The 25,853-nt window shown below is 57.9% G+C and carries 18 protein-coding genes; 7 read left to right on the top strand and 11 right to left on the bottom strand.

Going from position 1 to position 25,853, the window contains the following annotated elements:
- Window positions 1-26: 26 nt before the first annotated feature.
- Window positions 27-1,409 (bottom strand): phosphoglucosamine mutase, encoded by a 1,383-nt coding sequence (glmM, locus tag CRI94_RS05880; protein WP_098074726.1) that lies wholly within the window; start codon window positions 1,407-1,409, stop codon window positions 27-29.
- A gap of 269 nt (window positions 1,410-1,678) precedes the next feature.
- On the opposite strand from glmM, the gene CRI94_RS05875 reads away from it, so the two are divergent.
- The 7 genes from CRI94_RS05875 to CRI94_RS05845 all read left to right on the top strand — a co-directional run bounded on the left by CRI94_RS05875 (window position 1,679) and on the right by CRI94_RS05845 (window position 10,288).
- Entirely contained in the window at window positions 1,679-2,701 is a 1,023-nt protein-coding gene (locus CRI94_RS05875; protein WP_098074725.1) for a COX15/CtaA family protein, read from the top strand.
- A 45-nt stretch (window positions 2,702-2,746) separates the two neighbouring features.
- The gene (gene cyoE / locus CRI94_RS05870; protein WP_098074724.1) at window positions 2,747-3,712 is read left to right on the top strand and encodes a heme o synthase; all 966 of its coding nucleotides are present in this window, start codon (window positions 2,747-2,749) and stop codon (window positions 3,710-3,712) included.
- A gap of 181 nt (window positions 3,713-3,893) precedes the next feature.
- A complete protein-coding gene (locus CRI94_RS05865) occupies window positions 3,894-4,844 on the top strand; it encodes an ABC transporter ATP-binding protein (RefSeq protein ID WP_098074723.1) in 951 nt (316 codons plus the stop codon).
- A gap of 49 nt (window positions 4,845-4,893) precedes the next feature.
- Window positions 4,894-5,676, top strand: coding sequence for an ABC transporter permease (locus tag CRI94_RS05860; protein WP_098074722.1), 783 nt, complete (start codon window positions 4,894-4,896; stop codon window positions 5,674-5,676).
- Between the two features lie 161 nt (window positions 5,677-5,837).
- The gene (rlmN, locus tag CRI94_RS05855; RefSeq protein ID WP_098074721.1) at window positions 5,838-6,938 is read left to right on the top strand and encodes a dual-specificity RNA methyltransferase RlmN; all 1,101 of its coding nucleotides are present in this window, start codon (window positions 5,838-5,840) and stop codon (window positions 6,936-6,938) included.
- A 206-nt stretch (window positions 6,939-7,144) separates the two neighbouring features.
- Window positions 7,145-9,436, top strand: coding sequence for an amino acid permease (locus CRI94_RS05850; RefSeq protein WP_098074720.1), 2,292 nt, complete (start codon window positions 7,145-7,147; stop codon window positions 9,434-9,436).
- Window positions 9,437-10,003: 567 nt separating this feature from the next.
- Entirely contained in the window at window positions 10,004-10,288 is a 285-nt protein-coding gene (locus CRI94_RS05845) for an FmdB family zinc ribbon protein (protein ID WP_098074719.1), read from the top strand.
- A 440-nt stretch (window positions 10,289-10,728) separates the two neighbouring features.
- Here the strand turns inward: CRI94_RS05845 and CRI94_RS05840 are convergent, their stop codons facing one another.
- The 10 genes from CRI94_RS05840 to CRI94_RS05795 all read right to left on the bottom strand — a co-directional run bounded on the left by CRI94_RS05840 (window position 10,729) and on the right by CRI94_RS05795 (window position 25,838).
- Complete coding sequence (locus CRI94_RS05840) at window positions 10,729-11,994, bottom strand: fasciclin domain-containing protein (RefSeq protein WP_098074718.1); 1,266 nt, start codon at window positions 11,992-11,994, stop codon at window positions 10,729-10,731.
- 94 nt (window positions 11,995-12,088) lie between these two features.
- Window positions 12,089-13,615 carry a SusD/RagB family nutrient-binding outer membrane lipoprotein gene (locus CRI94_RS05835; protein WP_098074717.1) on the bottom strand — a complete coding sequence of 509 codons (1,527 nt, stop codon included), beginning with the start codon at window positions 13,613-13,615 and terminating at the stop codon, window positions 12,089-12,091.
- 102 nt (window positions 13,616-13,717) lie between these two features.
- Complete coding sequence (locus tag CRI94_RS05830; RefSeq protein WP_098074716.1) at window positions 13,718-16,981, bottom strand: SusC/RagA family TonB-linked outer membrane protein; 3,264 nt, start codon at window positions 16,979-16,981, stop codon at window positions 13,718-13,720.
- A gap of 907 nt (window positions 16,982-17,888) precedes the next feature.
- Entirely contained in the window at window positions 17,889-18,944 is a 1,056-nt protein-coding gene (locus tag CRI94_RS05825; RefSeq protein WP_098074715.1) for a beta-ketoacyl-ACP synthase III, read from the bottom strand.
- A 430-nt stretch (window positions 18,945-19,374) separates the two neighbouring features.
- Entirely contained in the window at window positions 19,375-20,145 is a 771-nt protein-coding gene (gene tpiA, locus CRI94_RS05820; RefSeq protein ID WP_098074714.1) for a triose-phosphate isomerase, read from the bottom strand.
- A gap of 103 nt (window positions 20,146-20,248) precedes the next feature.
- Entirely contained in the window at window positions 20,249-20,803 is a 555-nt protein-coding gene (locus tag CRI94_RS05815) for a class I SAM-dependent methyltransferase (protein WP_179862183.1), read from the bottom strand.
- Between the two features lie 436 nt (window positions 20,804-21,239).
- The gene (locus CRI94_RS05810; protein ID WP_098074712.1) at window positions 21,240-22,631 is read right to left on the bottom strand and encodes a TlpA family protein disulfide reductase; all 1,392 of its coding nucleotides are present in this window, start codon (window positions 22,629-22,631) and stop codon (window positions 21,240-21,242) included.
- A gap of 194 nt (window positions 22,632-22,825) precedes the next feature.
- A complete protein-coding gene (gene gatB / locus CRI94_RS05805; RefSeq protein ID WP_098074711.1) occupies window positions 22,826-24,352 on the bottom strand; it encodes an Asp-tRNA(Asn)/Glu-tRNA(Gln) amidotransferase subunit GatB in 1,527 nt (508 codons plus the stop codon).
- Between the two features lie 137 nt (window positions 24,353-24,489).
- Window positions 24,490-24,975, bottom strand: a complete 486-nt coding sequence (bcp, locus tag CRI94_RS05800) for a thioredoxin-dependent thiol peroxidase (RefSeq protein ID WP_098074710.1) — start codon at window positions 24,973-24,975, stop codon at window positions 24,490-24,492.
- Between the two features lie 275 nt (window positions 24,976-25,250).
- Window positions 25,251-25,838: a GNAT family N-acetyltransferase gene (locus CRI94_RS05795; protein ID WP_179862182.1), complete on the bottom strand. Its 588-nt coding sequence runs from the start codon at window positions 25,836-25,838 to the stop codon at window positions 25,251-25,253.
- Window positions 25,839-25,853 lie beyond the last annotated feature (15 nt).

Here is a 25,853-nt window from a genome sequence, read left to right as displayed (position 1 = left end):
GATGCCGACTCGAGCGAGCGGACGGGCTAGCCGATCATGTCGGATAGTTCCTGTTTGAAGCGATCCGCCAGGGCCTGTGCTTTCGCCACGGTGGACGCTTCGGCGTAAACCCGAAGGATGGGCTCGGTGTTGGAGGGTCGCATATGAACCCACGAATCTGGAAAGTCGATCTTGAGGCCATCAACGGCGGAGAGATCCTCTTCCTCATACTTCGTCGCCATGCGTGTCAAAAGCGCATCCACATCCAGATCGGGAAGCGGAAGCTTGTCCTTGGCGATCTCGTACGATGGCATGCTATCGTGAATCTCGGCGAGCGTTTTGCCCGAGGTGGCGAGATGCTGCAGGACAATCGCCGCTCCCGCCAGGGCGTCCCGACCGTAGTGCAGGTCCGGTACGATGACGCCGCCGTTGCCTTCGCCCCCTAACACGGCCCCGCTCGTTCTCATCGTCATCACGACGTTGATCTCTCCAACCGCCGAGCGATGTACCTCCTGGCCGTATTTCGTCGCGACATCTTCAATTGCCCGGGAGGACGACAGATTCGTCACGAAAGGGCCATCGTGATGCTGCCACCAGAAATCCGCTGCGATAACCTGAGTCAGTTCTTCCAGAATGAATCGACCCTGATCGTCAACAAGTGCAAGACGGTCTGCGTCGGGGTCCACGGCGAGGCCAATGTCGGCGCCTTCCTCTTTGACCTTCTGCGTCAACCCTTTGAGATGCTGCGGTCGCGGCTCGGCGGGATGTGCGAAACGGCCGGTCGGCTCACAGTTCAGTTCGATCACCTCCACACCGAGCTCGTGAAGCAATCGTGGCAGCGCCACGCCGCCGACAGAGTTGACGCCATCCACAACCGCCGTCAGGCCCGCTCCGGCGATCACATCTGCGTCAATGGCGTCCAGATCAAGGATCCGGCTCACGTGCATGTCGAGGAAGTCGTGCTCCCGAAGCGTGCCCAGCGCGTCGACCCCGGCGGGATCTGTATCCTCTCGGTCGGCGATCTGCATGACCGCTTCTCCTTCGGCCGGCGTGAGAAACTCCCCACGCTCGTTCAACAGCTTGAGTGCATTCCATTCCTCCGGATTATGCGAAGCCGAGAGAATAATTCCTCCCGCTGCGTTTTCCTCAATGACAGCCATCTCAACCGTCGGAGTGGTCGCTAAGCCGGCATCGATCACGTCGCAGCCCATCCCTTGAAGTGTAGACATGACAATCGAAGCACATACCGGACCCGAGCGCCGGGCATCTCGTCCGACGACAATCAGGGGCGAGCGACCATCCGCCACGGCCCGCCGGTGGGCCCACGTACCGTACGCCGACGCGTATCGGACAAGAACCGATGGGTCGAGCCCGTTACCGACAATGCCACGAATTCCAGAAATGGAGGCGATCAGCGTACCGTTTGACATGCGTTGGAAATGTATTGGCAATTCTGAGTGGGCGCGCAACAATTCTCACACGGCGTCGTGCGCGAACCCGTCGTTCTATAAAACGACCGGTCACGGGGGAATGTACAATTCGAATCGGTGGATATCGAACACGACACGGCCTCCGTTTCCAGGTTGTTAACCGACATCCACACAGGCTTCATTCCCACCGCTTCTTAACGAAACCGGCAGGTAGCGCGGTCGGTTTTCTTTGTCCTGGTTACTCTATCTTTCAGGTCGCCTTCGGCATCATGGACCTTTCTCTTGACGATCGAGCGTGGAAGGCGCGGCGACGGTTCGCCCTTCTCGCTCTGGCCGTTACGGCTGTGCTGATTTCCTGGGGCGGATGGGTCACAAGCATCAACGCCGGCATGGCCGTCCCCGATTGGCCCTCTTCGTTCGGCTCGTATGACCCGTTTCGAACGGGGATGCCGGGATGGTATGAGTACGCTCCGGTGCTTGCGGAACACGGACATCGCCTTCTTGGCGCTCTCGTCGGTTTTCTGACACTCATCCTGGCGGTTTGGACGTACCTGGCCGATTCGCGTCGATGGGCGCGACGTCTCGGTATTGCCGCCCTCGTGCTGGTTTCGATTCAGGGTCTGCTTGGCGGCCTCCGCGTGACCGAGAACTCGCTCGCTCTCGCGGCAGTGCACGCCTGCACGGCACAGATCTTCGTCGCCGTCCTCGCCGCGCTGGCGCTATCAACAACGAAGACGTGGCGAAGCATTTCATCGCGCCTGCCGGACTCCGATGCTGCTCAGACGCTACGTCGGACTGCCTACGCCACGGTCGGACTTCTGTACCTTCAGATCGTCCTCGGTGCGGTTCTCCGGCAATTCGGTCACGGCATCCACGGATTCTATGCCGCTCTCCACATTGCAGGTGCCCTGATCGTTTCCGGACTCATCATTGCTACGTTTGTCCTCGTCCAGAAGCATTTCGACGGCTACCGCGGTCTCAACCTCAGCGCGTGGGCCATGGTACTAACACTCGCCGTCCAATTCACTCTTGGGCTCGCCGCATACGTCGTGCTAGTGACCGATATGGCGGCATCGACCCGTTCAACGCTACAAATCGTTCTCGCGTCCAGTCACGTATTGGTGGGGGCGATTCTCATGGGAACGACAACGGCAACGACGCTCCTCGCCGCCCGCCGCCAAGCTCCGCAGCGCCGCGTAACGGAACTGCTGGACGAATCGAGGCGATCCACAGGCGACCACAGCCAGTCAAAACCTGTGCTCGCTTCCACGTCGCCTAAGGCAGACGCGTAATTGCGGCCCCTCGGCTCTTCCCCTTCTGTTCTAACTTCCTGTTGCATGTCTACTTCCGACATTGACGTTTCTCCGCGTGAGACGCCCGCCGCGGTCGCCCGTGCCGATCGGCCCGTTCACTCGGCCGTTGCCACGGAAGAGCGAACATGGCAAGACGTGCTGCGGGATTACCTGGAGCTGACGAAGCCGGAGATCTCGTTCCTCGTCACGGTCTCAGCGCTTGCTGGCTTCCTCCTTGGATCACCGGACTCCGTCGACCTCCTCATCCTCGGCGTCACACTCGTAGGTACCGCCCTCTGCGCGGGGGGAGTCGGCATGCTAAACCATGTGATCGAGGAGCGCTACGACGCTCAGATGAAACGGACGGCGAACCGTCCCATTCCCGATGGCCGAATTTCTGCATCCGCCGCCCGGCCCGTTGGCATAACAATGGTCTGCGTGGGCGTGGCCATCATCTGCCCCATCGTGAACCCGCTCACGGCTCTCCTGGCGATGGTGACAGCGGTTCTCTACGTGTACGTCTACACGCCATTGAAGCGAACCACCAAGTGGAATACAGTGATCGGTACCATCCCTGGAGCTCTGCCGGCGCTCGGCGGCTACACGGCCGCAACCGGTGACCTCGGCGCCGGCGGCTGGGCAATATTTGCCATCCTTGCTTTCTGGCAAATGCCCCACTTCCTTTCGCTCGCCTGGATGTATCGAAAGGACTATGCACGAGGGAATTACGCCATGCTCCCGGTCCTCGAGCCAGGCGGCACATCAACCGCCGTGCAGATGATCGGCTCTACGGTTCTCCTCTGCGTTGCGAGTGTCACCCCATTCGTTTACAGCACCGCCGGCTGGCTCTATCTCGCCGTCGCTGCACCGCTGGGTATCTGGTTTCTGTGGACGACGATCGATTTCGCCCGAGCCAAAACCGGACAGGCCGCTCGCCGGGTCCTCAAAGCGTCGATCGTCTACATCCCCGTTCTCGTCGCCGCCATCGGCATCGACTGGCTGGTTGCATAAGCTGCACCTGCCTGCATGCATTCCATCCTGGCAGAACATGATGCGACGTGCCGTCCAGTCCAATCGCTTCTATGTAGTCGAAACATTGGAAAGGTCAGCATGAACCTCACGACCGGACGGTCCGTTTTGATCGTTACGCTTCGCTGGCTTCTCTGCCCCCACCGCTTCTTCGCTTCCCCATATGCCCGCTCCCGCCGTCGCCATCGAGGGCCTGAGCCACCGTTACGGCTCACATGAGGCCCTGTCCGATCTCTCGCTTCACATCGAGGAGGGTGCATTGCACGGGCTGCTCGGCCCAAATGGAAGTGGCAAAACAACGCTCTTTCGCATCCTGTCAACCCTGATGCCTCCCTCGGAGGGACAGGCCAGCGTCTTCGGCCTCTCGACAACAGATGAACCCTCCGCTGTTCGTGCACGGCTCGGGTCTGTCTTTCAGGATTACGCGCTGGACGAGAACCTATCGGTCCGCGAAAACCTGCGATTCCAGGGTGCACTCTACGGTCTTCGTGGCGAGGCTCTTCAGGAGCGCATCAAACATTTGCTCACCCTCTTCGACGTCTACGACCGAGCTGACGACCGCGTCGATACGCTTTCGGGGGGCCTGCAGCGTCGCGTCGATCTCGCTCGCGGACTGCTGCACCGTCCCGAGCTCCTCCTCCTTGATGAACCGACCACGGGACTCGACCCGATGGCACGGCGCACCTTCTGGCAGGCGATCGATCGTCTTCGCGAAGACGAAGGCACGACGCTTCTCGTTGCCACTCACCTGATGGAAGAAGCGGAGCGATGCGATCAGGTGGCTATTCTCGCAAACGGGCGCCTCGTCGCCAACGGGTCACCGGATGCCCTCAAGGCCGAGCTCGGTGGGGAAATGTTGTGGATTGAAAGCGATGATCCCTCCGCCCTGCGCGACCATATCGAGTCACAGTTCGGGATTCGAGCGGACATAGCCGGCGAATCACTCCAGATCGCCCACGAAGACGCACCGCAGCTTCTCAGCTCACTGTACGAGGCGCTCGGAGATCACATTCGAAGCGCCACCGTCCGGCAGCCAACACTGGAAGATGTGTTCGTTTCACGGGCCGGTGTACAGCCGGACGACGAGCCGAAGGGAGTGCTGCGCAACTCCTGAATCGTCCACCGCGGCGCCTCGCTCTCTTGCCCTGAAATCGTATCACCGCATGCAGGCCCTCACTACCGTCTTTGCCCTAACTGGCCGCGAGATTCTGAAGTTCGTCCGCGACCGTAGCCGGCTTCTCGGCGCGTTCACCCAGCCGATTGCCTTCTGGCTACTACTTGGGCTCGGATTTCAGGACACGTTTCAGATGCCCGGCTCGACAGCAGGCGTTGACTACGTGGAGTTTCTGTTCCCTGGCGTGATCGCCCTGGTTCTTCTGTTTACAGCGATCTTTTCCACCATCTCCATTGTCGAGGAACGGACATCCGGATTCCTCCAGGCCGTGATGGTCGCGCCAACGCCTCGTACGGCACTCGTCTTTGGGAATGCGCTCGGCGGTACCATTCTTTCAACAGTGCAGGCACTTCTTATCCTTCTTGCACTACCGTTTATTGGGATTTATCCAAACGTAGCCGGCGTAATTCTCATCCTCGCTATCTGCCTGCTCACGGGCCTCTCGTTCACCGCCCTAGGGTTCACAATCGCATGGCGCATGGATACCACGCGCGGTTTCCATGCCGTGATGAATCTCTTCCTGCTGCCGCTCTGGTTCCTGTCCGGTGCCATGTTTCCTTACGAAGGCGCCGCGCCGGTTCTACAGTGGCTCGTGTGGATCAACCCGGTGTCGTACGCAGTCAGCGGTATTCGCCACGGCATGTACGGCCTCGCCTCTGCTCCCGGTACGCTCGCCTCACCTCTGACAAGTATCTCGGTCAGTCTGGGCTTCGCCGTCCTGATGATCGGCGTCGCCGTCTGGACTGTGCGCCGCCCGTTCTTTTCGGACTGACCCCACTGGGATCTGACGCGTGGAGCGCGATCGCCTCTTTCACGAGTGGGTAAAGTCCCGGACGTCAAACGTTTTCGCGTCATCTCACGTACATATTATCTACGCGGGCCTGATAAAACGCCGATTCGGCCCGACCTCTTTTGCAAACGGAAGCACGCCGGATGATCGACCTCGACCACATTCCCCACCACGCAAAAGCCGACGACGGACGCGTGAACCTGAAAGCGATGGGCACGGATGACCTGGAGGCGTTCGTCACCTCCATCGGTCAGCCGGCGTACCGCGGCCGACAGCTCTTCCACTGGATGTACGGAAAGGGCGCGGCGAGCTTCGAAGAAATGACGAGCCTCCCCAAAGATTTTCGTGCGGCTCTGGAGAAGCATGCGACGATCCACAGCTTCGACGTGGACACGATGCAGAAAGGGGGCGACGGTACGATGAAGGCGCTTTTCCGTCTTCCCTCGGGTAACCGGGCGGAGACGGTACTCATTCCGGACATTGATGAGCGTGGAGACGCTCGACGTCTGACCGTCTGTGTGTCCAGCCAGGTTGGCTGCGCGATGGGTTGCACCTTCTGTGCGACGGGCCAGATGGGCTTTCAGGAAAACATTTCTGCCGGCGGGATCGTCGATCAGGTGCGGCTGATGAACGACGCTGCGCTCGAGCATTTTGGCAAACCCATTTCGAATGTCGTCTACATGGGCATGGGCGAACCTCTTCTCAACTACGACGGCGTCATGACGAGCATCGATATTTTGACGCACGAGAAAGGCCTCGACCTTTCGCCGCGTCGGATTACGGTGTCAACGGTCGGGCTCGCACGTCGGATCAAGGACATCGCCGATGACGAGCGGCGCTTCCACCTCGCCGTCTCGCTACACGCGCCGACGAACGAGAAGCGAAGCTCCATCATGCCCATCAACGAGGCGGAGAAAACGAGTCTGCCGGCGCTGAAAGAAGCGATCGAGTATTACGCAGCTCATACCGGCCGCCCGATCACGTACGAATACTGCATGTTCGACGGGGTCAACGACTCCAAAGAGGATGCCCGAAAGCTCGCAGAGATCACGCGGTGGGTGCCGAGCAAGGTCAACCTCATCATGTACAACCCGGTCGATGGACTCGGCTTCGGTCGAACGCCCGAAGATCGGCTCGATGACTTCATTCAGGTTCTCATTAGCGAAGGCGTGACCGTTACGGTGCGTCGGAGTCGGGGTCAGGATATCGACGCCGCGTGCGGACAGCTTGCCAATAAAGAGTAAACGCACAATCCTGGACTGTATTCAAATCACGGATAACAACGCCTGTTATCCCGTTTCCCCGCTGGAGAATCCCAATCTCGTTGTAGTAACAAAACCGGGCTCTCACTTCTCCCCGGTCGTTGGACACGTCACCGTGTTCATTCATATGTTGGAGAAACTTTGTCTCGCGAATACATCGCGCTGTTTCTCCCGAACCTACTCGTCTCATGAACGAGTCCAACGCAGCTGGCTCCGTCTCGTCCGAGCAAACCGCTTCAAATGCCTCTACGTCCGATCGTCGTGAGGGCATCTCGGTCGGAGAGGATGTCCAGGCGTCCGTTGAAAGCACACCGACGAAGGGTCGCAAGAAGTTTGGGACGTTCGGCGGCGTCTTCACACCGACGCTCCTGACGATCCTCGGCGTCATCATGTACCTCCGGGAAGGCTGGGTGATCGGCAATGCCGGGCTTCTCGGCGGGCTGATGATCATCTTCCTCGGGTTCGGTATCACGCTCTGCACGGCCCTCTCGATGTCGTCCATCACGACGAACATCCGAATTGGGGCCGGTGGAGCGTACGCGGTCATCGCGCAGTCGCTCGGTCTTGAGGTCGGCGGGAGCGTGGGGATCCCGCGCTACCTTTCGCAGGCACTGGCGGTGACGATGTACATTTTCGGCTTTCGCGAAGGCTGGCTCGCGATTTTCCCGGGGCATAGCGCTATGCTCGTGGACGCCGCGGTTTTCGTCACGCTCTACGGCATTGCATATGTTAGCGCCGACTTCGCCATCCGCGTCCAGTACCTGATTATGGCTATCATCGCGGCATCGCTCGTCTCGATCGGTCTGGCGGCAGGCACCGGCTCAATGCAGTACGATCTTGGCGAGATAAAACTCTGGGGCGACTTCGCTACGGCCGCCGGGGACGGTTCGGGATTTTGGATCGTCTTTGCCGTCTTCTTCCCCGCGACCACCGGAATCATGGCCGGGGCGAACATGAGCGGTGACTTAAAGGAGCCCCGCAAAGCCATCCCGATCGGCACGCTTGCTGCGATCGGCGTGGCATTCATTATCTACGTATTTCTTGCCATCTGGCTCGCCAAGTCCGCGACACCGGAAGAGTTGAAGACGAACTACATGGTCATGGCGGAAAAGGCATTTTGGAGTCCGGCCGTGCTTGCAGGGCTTCTGGGCGCAACCTTCTCCTCCGCCCTGGCGTCCTTCGTCGGAGCGGGCCGTATCCTGCAGGCCATGGGGGCGCACGAGGTCGTCCCAGCGAGTAGCTGGCTGTCGCGTCGCGCGGACAATGGCGAGCCGAGGAACGCGATGTGGGTTACCGGCGGCATTATCGTTCTCTCGCTTCTGGTTCGCGACCTCAATGCCGTCGCTCCGCTCATCACGATGTTTTTCCTGGTCACGTACGCGATGATTAATGCGGCCGTCCTGATCGAGCAGAGTCTCGACCTCGTCAGCTTCCGACCGAAGCTCCGCATTCCTCGCTGGGTGTCGCTCCTCGGCCTGCTGGGATCCCTTTTCGCTATGTTTATCATCAACCCGACCGTGAGCCTGATCGCTGTCGTGGCGACCATAGCGGTCTACGGATGGCTGGCGCGGAGACATCTCGATGCACCGTTCGAGGACGTTCGCAGTGGGATGTTCGTCTCCGTAGCGGAATGGGCGGCGAAGAAAGTGGCAGAGCTGCCGACGATGCAAGAACGTGCCTGGAAGCCCAACCTGCTCGTTCCCGTGGAAAATGCGAGCGACCTCCGAGGCACCTTTCTGATGCTCGAACACGTCACCAAGCCTCAGGGCTCCGTAAAGATCGTCGGGATCACCGACGAAGACAGCGACCATCTCAATCAATCGCTGGAACCACTCACCCGCGCCTTCCGAGAACGCGGCGTGTTCGCTTCCCACACCGTTCTCGATGCAGGTGGATTTGCGGACGGCCTCAGCGCGGGCATGCAGGCTCTCCGGGGGGCTTTCTTTCGACCCAACGTCGTCTTTCTTCGCATGCCGGAGCCGAACCGGGAGGAGGACTATCGACGCATTATCCGTGAGGCGGATCGTGAGAAGGTTGGGACGATGCTCTATGCCCCCCACCCGCGGGCCGCACTCGGGCAACAGCAGACCATCAACGTTTGGATTCGGGACCGCAGTCCCGAATGGAATATCTCGATGGATATCGGCAACCTGGATCTGGCCCTTCTCACCGGGTACAAGCTGTCGCAAAACTGGGACGCACGTCTACGTGTGCTCACGGTGACGAACGATCCCAAAGAGGAAGCACGAGCCCAAGAGTTCCTGGACACGCTGACGGATCTAGGCCGCATCCCCGACCCCGAGATTGTGGTCCGCTCGGGCGACTTCCGTGATCACGTTCGCGATGCACCGCAGTCTGACCTCAGCATCTTCGGACTGGATCCGAACATCGACTTCGCATTCTCAAGGGCCCTCGTCGAAACGACCGAATCTACGTGCCTCTTCGTCCGAGACTCCGGCCTCGAAAGCGCTCTTGCGTAAAGGCTAGTATCGAACGGACACTTTCATTAGAGCGTGTGTCATTTCGGCATTTCCAGCTCGGCTGCTCCGAAATGCACGGGCGTATGTTGGCATTGGAGTGTGTGAGTGCGTTATTTCTCGACAACGCCTCTTTTCCAAGACGTATGAGACATACGACGTCCGTTTCTCAATAACATATGGAGACATTCCAACATATGGAGACATTCCGGTTTGAAATCAAAACGGTTCGGTAGCTAGGGCGATTACAACAGTTGCTTGTGCGTCGAGCGCGAACGAGACGATCTCTGACACGGCATGCGAAGCAGGCGTAGCGTGGCCTTAGGAGATGCAGCGAGGCCAGGCTAGTGCCTCTGGTGCAGAAGGCCGCGCGCCCCCCACGCAGCCGGAAACAGTCCAAATGGAGTTCCAATAGCCTTCAGTTGATCCCCGAATGTTTTCTGCCATATAGGCAGTCTAAGAACTCGGTCTTCGCATGGAACATCCTTTGCGAGAGGGACGTGATGGATTTCGCGCTTCAACCGCGTGTCCGATGAAATATGTCCGTTTCACCGATCTCCCCCCTTCAGCATGCCTACGTACGTATACCGCCGCGAGGATGGTACAAAGTTCGAAATTAAGCAGCGGATCACGGATGAACCGCTCGAAGAATGCCCGGAAACCGGGCAGCCTGTAGAACGAATTATTGCAGGCAGCGCCGGACTTATCTTCAAGGGAGACGGTTTCTACATTACAGACTACAAGGACGGATCGAACGGGGGCGACAAATCGTCTACAAGTCCATCGGCGACTGAGTCATCCAGTGAGACCGAGACATCTGAAACGGCCTCAACGGAGGCATCCGCATCTGAGTAATTGTTCGCGAGTACAAGGTGTCTGGGACGCGTGCTTTGCTCCCGGATGTCGATAAAACGGTTCGTCGAGAAACACGTCGACGAAATACGCTTCCTCAAGACGCCCAATGGCTCTGTTGTCAGCCGCTGGGCGTTTCTATTTGCGTTGATAGTCTTTTTCCATCGATCGTCAATATAATACGGGATCGGCACCCGGTTTGACACCTCACATGCTCACGTGACGGCAGCAGCTCCGTCGATGTCAGCCCAACCGTATCCTGAGGGCTGATCATATTTGCACTGCGTCGCAGATACGTGATTCCAATTTATAGGTGAGGCCAGGATGTCCGGCGTTACAGCCGAATCGGACCAGGTTGACATAAAAAAGAGCCGACCCCATCGCTGGGATCGGCTCTCGTTTGATAACTATCGCCGCGGCTTTCGCCACGATGCGATGTCTCGTTAGTTGGCTGGAGGTGCGATCTCCGCGTTGTCGATCACAGCTGCTCCATCGCGCGTGTACGGACCGTCTGCAGTACCACCCGATATCTGGAAGTCGTACTGCTGGTTATCGTTGGTGTCCTGGTGCGCCATGGCGCCAACGACCGCCGTGCTCGACACATTATCGATCGGCACCGTAACATCGGTGCTGATGCCAGCTTCGACGTAATCGGAAACGCCGACGATACTTCCCAGCGTGTTACCGGCGGCGAGCTGCGTGCTATCGTGCAGCACGACGAAGCCACCTTCCGGCAGGAACGCGCCCTGCACGGTCACGGAATCGGCCGGTGTGTAGATGCCGCTACCTGGTGCTGTTTCGACCGAGTCATCCATCACCGTCTGATCGGTGAAGTCAATCGAAGCAATCGGGGGAACGAGCACTCCATCGATCTTGTGGAGAACTCCATTCGTCGACATGACATCCGTCTGGGTGACGGTGGCGTTTCCGTTGATCGTGACGGGGCCACTGGCGTCGACCGTGATGGTCGCCTGCGAGCCGGCGGTTTCACCGGGCAGCAGCGTTTCATACGTCTGCGATGCCAGATCGGCCGCTTCGGCACTCGTGCCGAGGGCGTGATACTTCAGGAAGTCAGCAAGCATGCCCGAGTCGACCGGCTCGTCCGCATCGACAGCATTCGTCGGCGCGGTGTCAAGTGCGTCAAAGGCATTATTGTCCGGAGCAAAGAGCGTCGCATCCGGTGCATCGGTGAGGAGACTATCCACATCGGTTGCACCAACAGCACCGCTCAGAGTAGCGAACACGCCAAAGCGGTTCACCTGCTCAGCGACATTTGCCGATACGCTTGCCGTAATCGAGTCGACATTTGCGTTAATGTCATCTCCGGTCGCATCCATCGAAATCGCGTTAAGCGCGCTACCGGTGGCGATCGGGTCGGCATCAGAATAGATGACCGTGACGAACTCACCGTTGCGGGATTCCCACACGTGGGTTTCCGTTGCACCGGGGTGCGCTGCCACTGGCGGCTCCGTGCCATTCACTGTCCAGGTGTACGTTTTGTCAACCGTATATCCCTGGACGCGATATGTTACGGTGTCGGGCGTTACAACCTCAGACTTGGTTGCATCGCCGCCTGCAGAGGAGACCTGCGTGGTGATATAAGAATCTCCGGTTTCAAAGTCGAGCCGCTGCTCGCTCTGGTCGCAGCCAGCCGCCACGAAGGCGACGGCCAATAGTAGTAGAAGCGGCGTTCGTAGTTGAACGTTCATAGGTATGATTGCAATTACAAGGATAGACCGATGCGGCGCGTGCGTACTCACGACGCACGCGCCGCGACAACTGAGCTAGAGGGAGTTCGCCCTATTAGTTAGGGACGTTTACCTCAGACGGCGGCGGATTGGTATCCCACCAGATGCGCCCGATTGGCGTCTCCGATTGCGTACCTCCGAACTGGGACGTCGCAGCTTCGGTGACATTGTCTCCGTTGAGGGAGAACTCGCTCTGCGGGTAGTCGTAGCGCAGCGGCACGCCGCTCTCGCCTGCTGTCGCGTATGCACCCTGGTTTCCACCCGTGGGCGGGAGAATCCAGCCTTCGAAGTCGAGACGGCGCCACGTGCTCCAGCCCTGGACACCCTGGAAGTAGAAGGCAATCCACTTCTGCTCACCGAGCACCTGGTCAAAGCCATTGTTACTGACATCGCTCATGACTTCAGCGATGTAGGCATCTGCCTGCGCAGAGTTCGGGTCGAGATCCCAGCGCGCAATGCTTGCGCGAATAGCATCTTCAAACACTGCGTCCCGATTGCCGCTGATGTAGCCCTTATCGATCGCTTCCGCTTTGATGAAGAGCGTCTCATCGTAGTTCATCCAGAGACCTTCTGCAGCATCCGCGGAAAAACGGTCTCCGGGGCGCGAGAAGGTCTCCGACGGGAGGTTGCTTGAGTACAGATCCTGAGCAGCAGGCTGCTGGAGTCCGTACGGGAAGCCGGTGTATCCACCGTTGATATCCGTCTGGAAGTAGACCTCAGCGCGCGGATCGGTCGTGCTGTACTGCTGCAGCGCGTTCACGAAGCGATCCGAGGCGTCGAAGTCGTCTCGTCCGGCAACGAACCGGTTCTCGTAAATGTCGCTACGATGCTCGGCCGACGTCGTGAACTGAAAGTACGCGTTGTCATCATTGCTCTGCATTGCGTTGTCATAAACCGACTGGGTGTCAAGGACACCCGAGGCGCCGTTCTGACTTTCCATACGCATTGCAATGCGGAGCTTCAGGGAGTTGGCGAACCGCTCCCATTTCTCCATGTCACCACCAAAGATGACATCACCTCCCGGTCCAGGTGCGCTTGCGTCGATATTCCCAATCGCCGTATCCAGCGAATCGAGAAGGGAGGGATAAATCTCCGACTGCGGCGTGTACGCCGGAGCGAAGTTCTCCTGCCCAGCCAGCGCTTCATTGAACGGAACATCCCCGTAGTAATCCGTGAGGACGTGGAACATGAAGGATTGCGAAATCTGCGAGACCGCGATGTAGTTATCGGGGCTTGCCGAAATCGTCGGGTCCTCGCGGTTCAACTCAATAACCGTTTTCAGGTCGTTGAGCGGGTAATAAATCTCGTCCCAGGGCCGAGGGAAGGCAGCGTACGTGCTCTCCGTCGGGTAAAAGTTCTGGGTCGTGTACTGCGCGAGCAGGTTCGACCCGCGCATCGTGAATTCATCGTCGTAGTAGAAATTCGAGAAATCCCTCATGGCATTGGCCATGAGCGCATCCACATCAGGAGAAGTGGAGGCGTTTGGGTTCTCATTCATCTTCGTTAGGTCGCATGCGCTGACCGTAACGGCCAGGACAAGCGCCCCGATGATGAGATGTAAGGGAGTCGTAAAACGTCTCATATCAGTGATCTTGCGTGTAATGTGCAGAACGGTCCAATCCAGCTTCAGGGCCTCTCGGTCTCCCGGCGACCGGAGCCGCCGGGAGCGAGGCACTCAACGTTCCTAGAACGTGAGGTTGAAGCGCATGCCAAGCTGACGCTGCGGCGGAATCTGCCCGGCTTCAAAGCCCTGGAAGTTTCCGGTCGACATTGTCAGCGACGGATCGATGTTCGGCGCCTTCTTATAAAGGATCGCCAGGTTACGTCCCGTCACAGCGACATTCAAACGCTGAATCGGAGTGTTTGCAAACCAACGGCTCGGGAAGTTATAGGCGAGGACGACTTCCTGCAGCTTGATGTAGGAAGCGTCGTACAGGAAGTTATCGCCAAGCGGGCCGAAGAACTGATTCTTCCAGAAACCGGCGGCGCTAATGCGTCCGACAGCTTCGCCAAACGGAATTCCTTCCGTGGTAGCTGCATCGGCACGATCCACGCCACTCGGCAGCACAACACCGCTCGGAATGACGCCGGTTTCGCGCTGGTTACCTTCAACAGTTTCCTGGAGGAGACCACTGTAGGTGCCGAAGGCGTTGGAGAGCGACCAAATCTTGCCCCCTTTCTGTCCTTCGACGAGAACGCTCAGCGACGCGCCTTTGTAGCTCAGGTTTGTCGATGCGCCTGCGGTCCAGTCCGGAAGGAAGGATCCAAGCGACTTGCTCTCACCCGATGCGACCGGGACACCCGAACGGTTGTAGACGATCTGGCCGTTGGCGTCGCGGATGAAACTCGATCCGAACACCGTACCGTACGACTCGCCCACCTGTGCAACCGTGGGAGGAGCGAAGACACCGTCGCCGATCACATAGGTGTTGATCCCTTCTGCGAGTTCGACGATCTCGTTGTTATTGAGTGCCCAGTTCACGTTGATATCCCAGTTCACCTCTTCGGTACGAACCGGCGTGACACCAAGCTGCGCCTCAACACCCGTGTTGAGCACCTCACCAGCATTCACGACCGTTCCACCAAAGCCAGAGGCCGGCGAGACATCCGTCGAGAGAATCTGGTTACGCGTGACATCGCGGTAGTACGTCGTAGCAAGCGATGCACGGTTGTTGAAGAACTCAAGGTCCAGTCCGACCTCAACACCCGTCGTAATTTCGGGCTCAAGATTGGCGTTGTTCAGAACGCGATCAACGCGCTGAATCGACTGACCGGCGTACGGGATTTCGACCGGGTAGACAACGTCGAGCTGATACGGGCCGGTGTCATCACCGACACGCGCCCAGCTCGCACGCAGCTTACCGTACGACAGAACGTCCTGATCTTCGAGAGCCTCGAGAGAGGAGAAGACGAACGACGTCTGAATCGACGGATAGAGGTACGAGTTGTTGTCTTCGGGCAGCGTCGAGGACCAGTCATTACGCAGCGTACCCGTCATGTAGACCAGGTCGTTGTATCCAACGTTGACCGATCCGTACGAGGAGTACACGGCATTCTGCTGGAAGTAGTCCGTAATCTCCGGACGACCGACCGAGTTTTCAACCGTGTAAAGCTGCGGAGCAGCAAGCCCGTTGGAGGTCGCCTGGCGGTTCCGCTCAAACGTTTCCCAGCGAATTCGACCCGCAACAAAGGCATCGAGGTCGAAGTCATTGGCGAACTGCGTTTCGTAATCGAACTTCAGCTCGGTGTTGATTTCCTGAGCTTCGATGACATCTTCCGTGTAGCTCGACTGCTCGGAAGAAACCAGCGAGACGCGCTCACCACGACGCTCCGTTCGATGGTCATTCGTGACCATGAAGCTACTGCCGATGCCCTCGGCAATGTCGTAGTTCAGCTGCGCCTTACCAAAGAAGCGCTGCGAGTCATCGGTCTGAAGGTTCTCGTACCGACCGACGTAGGGGTTATCCGTATACTGGAACGTCCCCTGCTGCGCACCTTGAACACCGGCCCAGTTCCAACCGCGCTGCTGGCGGCCCGGGCGCAGGTAGTCGCGCATGTAGCTGTCCGGTCCGAGATCAAGTTGACGCTGACCGAAGGTGTTAAACTGAGCGAAGGCGTTTTCTGCAAAGCCGTAACCCGTTCCCGAGCGGCCCTGAGCCTCCTGGTAGTTGTACTCAGCAACAGCATTCGCCGTCAGACTCTCGGATACGTCAACCGTACCGTTGACCCCAAAGCGATACCGATCCATTTCACTGTTCGGCATGACGCCCTTCATGTTCACGTTGCCCATGTACAGACGGTAGTTGTACGACTCTGCACCGTCAGACACCGCGAGGTCATTGGAGTACCGCGTTCCCGTCTGAAGGAAATCCTTCACGTTGTCCGGGTGGGCTTCCCATGGCGTGGCGACACCGTTCAGATCGTTCACGTCGTCCCAGCTGTACCACTGGCGCACGTTACGTCCATCAAGGCGTGGGCCCCAGGACTCATCCGTTGCGTAGTCGGCAACATACTGGTCACTGCTTCCATCCAGGACGAAGTCATTACCCTGGAGCGTACGGAACGTGCTCCCAGCAGCACCACCGCCGTACGAGTTCTGGTAATCCATAAACTGGTACGCGCGCTGGACCTGGACACCGGAAGAGAAGCTCACTCCGAGTCCGTCAGAGTCTTCGCCAGATTTCGTCGTGATCTGAATCACGCCGTTTGCACCACGCGATCCGTACAAAGCCGCGGCAGCCGGCCCTTTCAGGACGGAGAGCGACTGGATGTTGTTGGGATTGATGATCGACGCGGCGTTCCCGTAGTCGAAACCACCAAAACCTCTTTCCTGGCCGACATCGGTCCGCTGCGTGCTGTTATCGATCGGAATACCGTCGATCACGATCAGCGGCTGGTTATCACCGGTCAGCGAGTTGAAGCCGCGGAGGGTGATGTTCGCCGAACCGCCCATCGTACTCGACGTCTTGATCGAGGCGCCGGACACACGACCCGCGAGGGACGAAACGAAGTTCTCGTTTTCGACCTGCGCAAGTTCCTCACCGGTCACCTGCTGAACGGAGGCACCGACGGAACGACGGTCTCGCTCAACACCGAGCGCCGTCACAACGACGTCGCCCATTTCAACGGTTTGCGGTGCGAGTGCGAAGTCAAGCGTCACCGTTTCTCCTGCTTCCACGGCGACCTCTTGAGATTTGGCCACGTAGCCGACGAACGACGCCGTAACCGAGTATTCACCGGCAGGAACGGACGAGATCTCGTAAGATCCGTCTGCACCTGTCGCGGCACCCATGCTGATGCTTCTGATGACGACGTTTGCCCCTGGGATGGACGCGCCGGCTGTACTATCGGTGACAACGCCTTGAATGGTACCGGTATCTTGAGCCAGTGCCCATCCAGGCGCCACCAACGACAGCACAAAGGCTGCGGTAAGTAGCTTTCGTAACATAATCTAGAAGTCTCACTAAACGAGGAGTCGGAACGAGTGAACTCCGAATCAAACAAATTTACGCCCCCACAATGGATCGGAGTTCATAGAATGCACCGCGTAAGACGTGCGATGCATTGAGCGCTTCGCGCAGAAGTCTTGTAAAACGTGCCAATCGCGGTCGAACGACGGACGCAAGAGTACAAATCTGCGGAGGAAGCGAGGGACGGCAGTACTAGAAGGCGCTACAGCCACCTAAACAGGCAACGTACGACGTGCGCCAACCGCGCTCTTGTCCCGGCAAAGACGTCGCCGAGATAAAGCGCTGGAAGGACCAGCGAAACAACGAGTGAAAAGCACCTGGGAGTGCAATCAGTGTAGTAATCACGCGTCTTGGCCCTGTGAAAAAACCTGAGTATGTCGGAGTGCTCCTTTCCGGCCGTGCCGGCAATCACCGCGGCGAGGAAAACCACCGCGGGGAATCGCCACAAGCGCAGGATTCAGAGCTCGACAGGTTCGCGTAACGCAACTACAAGCACCTCGCGTTACAACTTTGGGATATAGTTCCCGGTCCTGTCGTGTCCAACACCTATTTCAACGTAACGCCCCCTTAACACAACATCAAAAGATTTTTGCCCTTTCCCCCTATCGGCACCGAGTCACGCCTATACCGAATTCGAAGAAAACCGGTCTTATCGGACGATACAGGCTATTCCGGGCGACGATTCGAAATATTCGTCGACATTGTTTTCTTTTCTTAACACGGGCTTCAACGACCTGTCGCTGACAGGTCGCCTCTAAACGGCACTCGCTTCTCAAGAAACAAATCACCCTTGCCATCTGGAGATGACAAGGGCCGAAGGTTCAGGGCGTAAAGGTCAACTGAATGATCCGCTGCACAAGGTCCGTCCGCGGCTCGCTGTAGTCGCTACATCCGAACTTTGGTCCGGGCTCGTGTTTCAGCCGGGTGTTCCGCCACTTCCTGAAGCGCAGGAAAGGACGCGGACAGCTGTACAATCGCAGACGCCCACGTCAACCCGGCACCGAATGCGACCACAGCAATCGTATCTCCTGGTTGAGCTCTGCCCTCGTCAAATGCCTCGGACAGCGCGATGGGCACGCTCGCTGCAGACGTATTACCGTAGCGATCGACGTTCACAACGACCTTATCACGAGGCAGGCCGGCGTCCTTCGCCGCATACTCGATGATGCGCGCATTAGCCTGATGAGGTACGAAAAGGTCAATATCATCGACCGTCCGCTCTGCACGATGCAAAGCTTCTTCCAGCGCCGTTCCCATGATGCGCGTGGCGAAACGGAAGACCTCCCTCCCGTTCATCTTGATGTTGTACTCATTCGCATCAAGCCGCTCATGTGTGAGAGGCTGCGCCACGCCTCCACCGGGTAAAATAATGTCTTCTGCCCCACTGCCATCCGAACCAAGTACGTGACCAAGGATGCCCGCCGGCTCATCAGAAGCCTGGACGACGACCGCCCCCGACCCGTCGCCGAAAAGCACCGCGGTGCCACGATTCTCCCAGCTGAGCCAACGGCTGGTCAACTCCGTGCCGACAACCAGAATGTTTTCGTAGGCCCCCGTCCGGATGAATTGTTCTGCTGTTACCATCGCGTACACCCATCCCGTGCAGCCAACGGTGAGTTGCATGGCACCCACGTGCTTCGCACCGAGCCCTTCCTGAACCTGACTCGACACTGGAGGCGTCAGGTAGTCCGGCGATGACGACGCGACGAGAATCAGATCCAACTCCTCGGGTGAAAGATTGGCGCGCTCAAGCGCTCGCTTTCCACTCTCGATCGACATCGTCGCCGTCGTTTCCCCCTCTTCAGCAAATCGCCGCTCTCGAATCCCTGAGCGCGAGCGAATCCATTCATCGCTGGTCTCCATGTGCTGGGCCAGGTCGTCATTCGTCACGACGTTGTCGGGAGCGTAATGGCCCCAGCCGGTAATGCTCGCGTACGGCATAGAAGTCTGTCAGTCTGAACGAAATTGTAAATACATCGGAGCCGAGTTCCTGTCGGCGCAAACAGTCACATCACGGACCATGCCGGACGTATTATCAAGTATGCAGCAGGAGCCGAGGTCCGCCATCAAAACAACTGGACACGATTCCGCTGTATACGTTCGGTCCTGTAACGCCTGTATAAAACGTCGTAATGCAAGGTTCAATCGAACCGTGAGTCTTCTGCTACAATCACGGCGTTGTGCAATGTTCTCAACCCATCTCAATTCGGCCACACGATTTCCAACCACACCTCCGAACCATAAGCCTGGCCCTATTCAGAACTGTCCATCCCATTGGCTGAATCAAAGAGCGCCGCTTCGGTTACGAACCGAAACGGCGCACGGGTCACAGAACCCAATACGTTATCGATACTACACCGAGAATGTCGTGTCAGGCACCGGCCTGAATGGACGCGCCGTGCTCTGCGATTGCAATGAAGCTCTCGGCGTCCAGGCTTGCGCCACCGACCAGCCCACCGTCCACATCCGGCTGGCTCAACAATTCCTCGGCGTTATGTGGCTTCATACTGCCGCCATACAGGATGTGCACGTCATCGGCAAACGCGCTGCTGTACAAATCATCGAGGAGGCCACGGATAAACGCGTGCATTTCATTCGCCTGATCCGGCGTCGCGGTGTCCCCCGTCCCGATCGCCCACACTGGTTCATACGCAATCACAAGGTCGTCGGGAGCGCCGAAGTCTACGCCGGCCAGCCCACCGCGCAATTGCTGTTCAACAACGTTCTTTGCGTCCCCCGCGTCTCGCTCCGCTTTCGTTTCCCCCACGCAGAGGATGGGTACGAGGCCGTTCGCTCGTGCCTGAGCAACCTTCTGCTGAATATCCTGGTTCGACTCGCTAAAGTATTCCCTTCGCTCGGAGTGGCCGACAATAACGTGACTACAGCCGGCTGAAAGCAACATCTTCGCCGACACCTCACCGGTAAACGCACCCTCGTCCTCATGATGCACGTTCTGTGCTCCTAAGGCGACGCTCGTTTCGCCAAGTGCCTCTCTGACAGACGTCAGGCTAACATATGGCGGACACACGGCGAGGGCGACCGTCCCAAGGTCGCTTTTTTTCACAGCGGCGGCGATATCAGCGGCGAGCTCCGTGCCGCTGTCGACGTCGGTATTCATCTTCCAGTTTCCGGCAATCAGCATAAGTAGTAGAAGGCAATCGTCGAACGGTTATCGAGACGTCCCCGTGAGAGGGCGGTAGTTGGTGAAGCCCCCGACCGTACGACCGGAGGATCCGTCGATCCTGCTACTTCAGTGCTTCGTACGCGAACATCGGAGGTACATTCAGCAACTCGTATTCACGTTTTACCGTGTCGAAGTGCCGCCGAAGCGGCTTCTCCATGTGGTTGTAATTTTGGTAGACGAGAAACTTCCCGTCATCCTTTAGCACATCTTTCGTCCGGCTAATCAGCTGATGCTTGACGTCGTCGTCCAGAAAGGAAAACGGAATACCAGAAAGCACATAGTCGGCATATTCCAGCCCTCGATCGTCCAAAATCTTACGGACGTTCTCGGCTCGATCGTGAACAACCACCGCACGAGGATCCGGCTCCGAAAATGCACGCAGAGATTCAACGAACGAGGCGTTCCCCTCGATCATAATCAACTCGGAGTCCTCATGCATGTGTTCGAGCAGGTACTTGCTGAATACACCGGTACCTGGCCCATATTCTACGATCCGACGCGGGGTGTCGAAATCAATCCACTTGCACACGCGCTTAACGAGAAACTTCGAGGACGGTGTGATGGCAGCGACATCACGGTCCCGGATGAAGTTCTTGATGTAGGCGAGTGTACCCATGTTGCAAATAGAATCAGATTCGGAAGTCGTAAATGCGAAAGTGCCCCCACGCCAATAGCAGGTCGGCATCTCGAAAAAGGATGCACGTGCGAATCGCCGAAAAGAGCGTCAAACAGAATATAAGTTACGAAACAATGGACCCGGAGATCAAGAGATTACCGCGGCCCGATCGTTACTTCTCCGGCATGGCCGTACGTATCGAACCGGATTCGTAAAGGGTTCATAACCTGTTTGCCGGATGGATCGCGAAAACGTACGCGCCGGCGTTCATGCCGATCAGAGGCATGACGTTTCTCTTTTCGAAATGGTGCTTTAGACATGGTGCGAAAGACTAACCAAGCCTCGTGTGGCGAGCGTCGCGAAGACCGACCGTTGGGAGGTCCGTCCCGTTGGGTGGCCGAAGGCTGTTCGCCAAACAGGTTCTTATCGATTGAGCTTAGCGCGAGGCCGGAGGAGACGAGGTTGCCGAGGGCGTTTGGGGACTAATTCGTCGATTGGGACGAGCGCTCAATCGCTCGGTGATGGCATCCTGTAGAGAGAAGAACGTTGCCCCCGGGTATTTATCAACGATTGAACCATCTCGATCGATGAGGTAGCGCGTGGGCACCGTGCCAATGTTGTACGACTCGACGATCGGGTCTTCTCCCCCATCGCCCGCAATAACATGTTTGCCGGGAAGGGTTCGGCCGTCGAAGAATGCCCGATTCAACAAAGAGTCTGGTTCGAGCGACACCGAGATGAAGGCGACAGAATCGGTTCGGGTTGCTTCGTACAGCGCATTGCGCGTCGGAATCTGCCGCTGATACATATCGTCCGACGGATGATAGAACTCGAGTACGACGAGATATCCCTCGTAATCGTCGAGGCGGAGCGACTCGCCCTGAACGGTTCTCACATCCATGTCCGGAGCGGGCTTGCCAGGCAACAGGTTTTCCACCTCGTAGCGAGCTCGGTCAGCCCAATCGGCCCACTCGGAATCGTCAAACTCATCAGCGAGGTCGTCGGCAGCCGCAAGCGCTTCTTCTTCTTGGAGGCTATCGATGTACGTCCGCACGAGTTCAGCTTGCAGAGCGGCTCGCTGCTCGTCCGTCGAGGCCCGCGTTTTGAAGTCGCCCAGCAGCTTTACGGCCGCCTCCTGCCCGTTACGTCGCGCCTCTGCCCGGCGGGCGATGCGTCCTGCGGTCACGAACCGCGGATTGGCCGGCTCGATCTGTCCTGCCCGAACGACGACGAGCGAGTCATTCCACGACTCGAGTAGTGCGAGCGACTCGACCGAGGCGATCTGCGCGGCGTAGGTGCCGGAATAGTTCTCTCGCATTCCCCAGAGAATACTGCTCGTTTGACGAACGTTCATCGAGACATTGTTCTCCGAATACGCGTCGTTCTGCAAACGCTGCATGAGACGCTGCCGATGAAGCCCCATCGTGTTGCGGTACGCAACAAGAGCGGAGTTTTCTACCGAGCGAATGGGAACGTAGTTGCCCGTAAACGGAAAGGCGATGTTCATCGACGCCGTGTCCTTGTCTGCAACAACATAGTCGGTGCGCAGAAGCACGTTGCCCCGGCGGCGTATGACGAGCGGGTAGATGCCACGCTCCGGTGCTGTGACCACGGCCGAGTACGCGCCATCTCTCGCTGTTTCCGCCCGCCCAAGAGTATCCAGAGACCGACCGTCCGGGCGAACAACCAGAATCTCGAATCCACTAAAATCCGTTGCTCCGCTAACGTTCGCATCGACGGTAATGTGACCTTGAATCACGCTCTGCACCGGCTTGGAAGCAGACGATGATTCGCCGCAGGCAGAAATCGATAGCGCCAGCGCGATCACGACAACGGTAGCAAGTAACGGGTACCGTATCGGGAGAGGGAGGGGAACACCGGCGGTAGGAGCGCCGGTCTTTGTTATCGAAAAGTGGTTCACGAAAAAGGTGCCGCCGATGCGGCGTAGTGATCAAGGGGATGGTGCGAAAAACAATCTTTGGGGCCGGCCCACGTACGGACCGAATCATCACGACTGAACCATCAATCAGAGCGGCGACCGTTCAGCTTTTCTTTCAGTACGTCACGGACGACTTCCGGATTGGGGGATCCGTCGAAGGTACGCATGACCTGACCGATAAAGAAGCCTAAAAGCCCCTCCTTTCCACCGAGATATGCGTCGACCTTGTCCTCGTTATCCTGCAGAACGCCGTCCACGACCGGCTCGATTGCGTCACGGTCGGACACCTGGATCAGGTCATTTTCGTCTGCAATCTTGCCCGCAGAGGAGTCCGTATCGGTACGCATTTTTTCGAAAACCTCCTGCGCTCCGCTGGAGCTGATCTTGTCTTCCACGCGAAGGTAAATCAGTTGCGCAAGGCGTCGGGGCGTAACAGCAAGATCTCGAACGGAGATACTGTCTTCGTTGACGACGCGGAGCACATCCGTCATCACGAAGTTCGACACGAGCTTCGCCTGCGTGCGAGTATCGCCTCCCTTCGTCCGCTTGAACAGGGCGCGGAGGGCATCTTCGAAGTAATCCGCCACCTGACGCTCCTCGGTCAAAACACCGGCATCGTACGGGGGAAGACCAAAATCGGTCTCAAACCGCTCGCGTCTCTCGTCCGGCATCTCCGGAAGACTCGCCCGGACCGCCTGGATGTCGTCGTCATCGAGCTCGACGGCAACAAGATCAGGGTCGGGAAAATAGCGATAGTCCTGTGCATCTTCTTTCGAGCGCATCATCCGCGTCTCGCCTGCATCCGCGTCCCATAGCAGAGTGCACTGCTCAACGGGCGTTCCCCGCTCGACACTCGCGATCTGGCGCGTAATCTCATATTCCAGCGCCTGTTCGACATGACGCATCGAGTTCAGGTTCTTCAGCTCGGTGCGCGTACCAAACCGATTCTGCCCACATGGACGTACGCTCACATTTGCATCGCATCGCAGCGACCCCTCCTCCATATTTCCGTCACTAATTCCGAGATAGCGGACCAGCTGGCGGAGGTTTTTGAGGTATAGATAGGCCTCGCGTGGCGAACGGAGATCCGGTTCGGAGACCACCTCAAGCAACGGTACGCCGCATCGATTGTAATCGACGAGCGACCCATCATCCGTATGCGTTGACTTTCCGGCGTCCTCCTCGATGTGAATTCGGGTTAGCCCAACTCGCTTTGTCGCGTGATGGGCATCGGGCGCCTCCCCGGTACCATTCGTTTCTCCATCTTCTGCCTCGAGGTCGATCTCTACGAAGCCATCGTAGCAGATTGGCGTGTCGTACTGTGAGATCTGATATCCCTTCGGAAGGTCCGGGTAGAAATAGTGCTTGCGGGCAAAAATCGATTGGCGCGAGATCTTGCATCGCGTCGCAAGACCCAATCGCACCGCGTACTCCACGACGCGCCGATTCAGGACGGGCAGCGTGCCAGGATGGCCGAGAGATATGGGATCGACTTGCGTATTCGGTTCGGCGCCGAAAGCCGTCGAATCTGGACTGAACACTTTCGACTCGGTGTCAAGCTGGACGTGGACCTCCAGCCCAATCACGGGCTCGTACTTGTCGTGAACCATGGAGCAAGGTCAGGCGGTCGATCGAGAGTAGCACGGAAGCCGGCAGGGATCCAATTGGTGGAGCCAAGACGCGTCCTCCGAACTGGAACTGCGCTAGCCCCCTACTTCAACCCTACCGAAAATGTTCATCCAGCCGTCTACTTCAATCCCTCAAGCTTTTTCAGAATCTCTTCCGTATGGGCGCTCGTCTTCGGACGCTTAAACACGTGCCGAATGACGCCATCAGGATCGATCAGGTAGGTCGTACGTGCGGTACCTAGAAACGTATTGCCGTACATATTTCGCTCACCGTAAACGCCATATGGATCGAGAACGTCGTGACCCGGATCCGCTATGATCGGAAATGGCAGGTCGTGCTTTTCGGCAAAGCTTTCGTGCGACTCAACGTCGTCCTCTGATACCCCGATCACCTTCACTCCGTGCTCTTCGAGCTTGGAGAGGCCATCCCTCAGGTTACACGCCTGCTTGGTGCAACCCGGAGTGTCGTCCTTCGGGTAAAAGTACAGGGCAACCCACGAACCGCGATAATCGCTGAGGGTAAGGGGCGTCCCGTCCTGGGTCGGAGCGGTGAAATCGGGTGCGGTTTCGCCCACTTCGAGGCGGTCAATCTGCGGATTCGACATCTTCGGTCCTGAGGTTGGGGACAAGTGGAGCTATTCCGATACCGACACCAAAACAGCGCTGGTAGCATCGGGTAGGGAACAGCATACAGGATCTGACCCCGAGCAATCAATTCCAACGCCCGGCTTCTAAGATCGCTTGAGTTTCGCCGTCGCCAGCAGACACACCCGGCCCTATCGATTTTCTGGAGTCGACGCCTGCTCGTTCATGCACGACGGTGCACGCGTGGACGAACATCTGCTGGGTTGGTGATCGCGCACCGCCGTCGACCAGCGGCCTAAGACCCCATCGTCGCAGCGGCCGATGACACGTTGTCAAATCCCTCCCTGGATTCGGCGCTGTTGCAACGGGACGACCAGTACACTTTTTCGATTTCGTACATTCCGAGCGAGTCGGTATTGTCCCATTTCGGGAAAACGTTCTCGACGACGTCAACAAGATCGAACCCGAGCTTATCCAGCACGCGGCAGGATGCAGCATTGCGGAGGAGCGGTCGGGCGTAAATTGTATCCAGACACACCGACTCGAAGGCAAACTCAAGCACGAGCCGATTTGCTTTCGTTGCATATCCGTTTCCCCAGTACGGATATCCGATCCAGTATCCCAATTCGGCCTCGCCCTGCCCCACGTTCATCAGTGACGTGACCCCGACGAGGGTATCATCGTCTTCGCGCATGATGGCAAACGAGTACTCAACCCCCGCCATCTGCCGCGGCATTGCAGAAATAATCCAGCTCGCCGCTCCGTCCTTGGGGTACGGCTGGGGGATATTTGTTGTCTCTGCAATCTTCGGGTGAGATGCCAGACGCTGAATCGCGCCTGCGTGGTATAATCGAACAGGGTCGAGGGAGAGAGAGTCGCGCACGCCAAAACAGTGGGA

The sequence above is a fragment of the Longibacter salinarum genome (genome assembly GCF_002554795.1).
GTDB lineage: Bacteria > Bacteroidota > Rhodothermia > Rhodothermales > Salinibacteraceae > Longibacter > Longibacter salinarum.
Note: the sequence above shows the minus strand (reverse complement) of the source record. Positions and strands in the feature narration are given on the sequence as shown.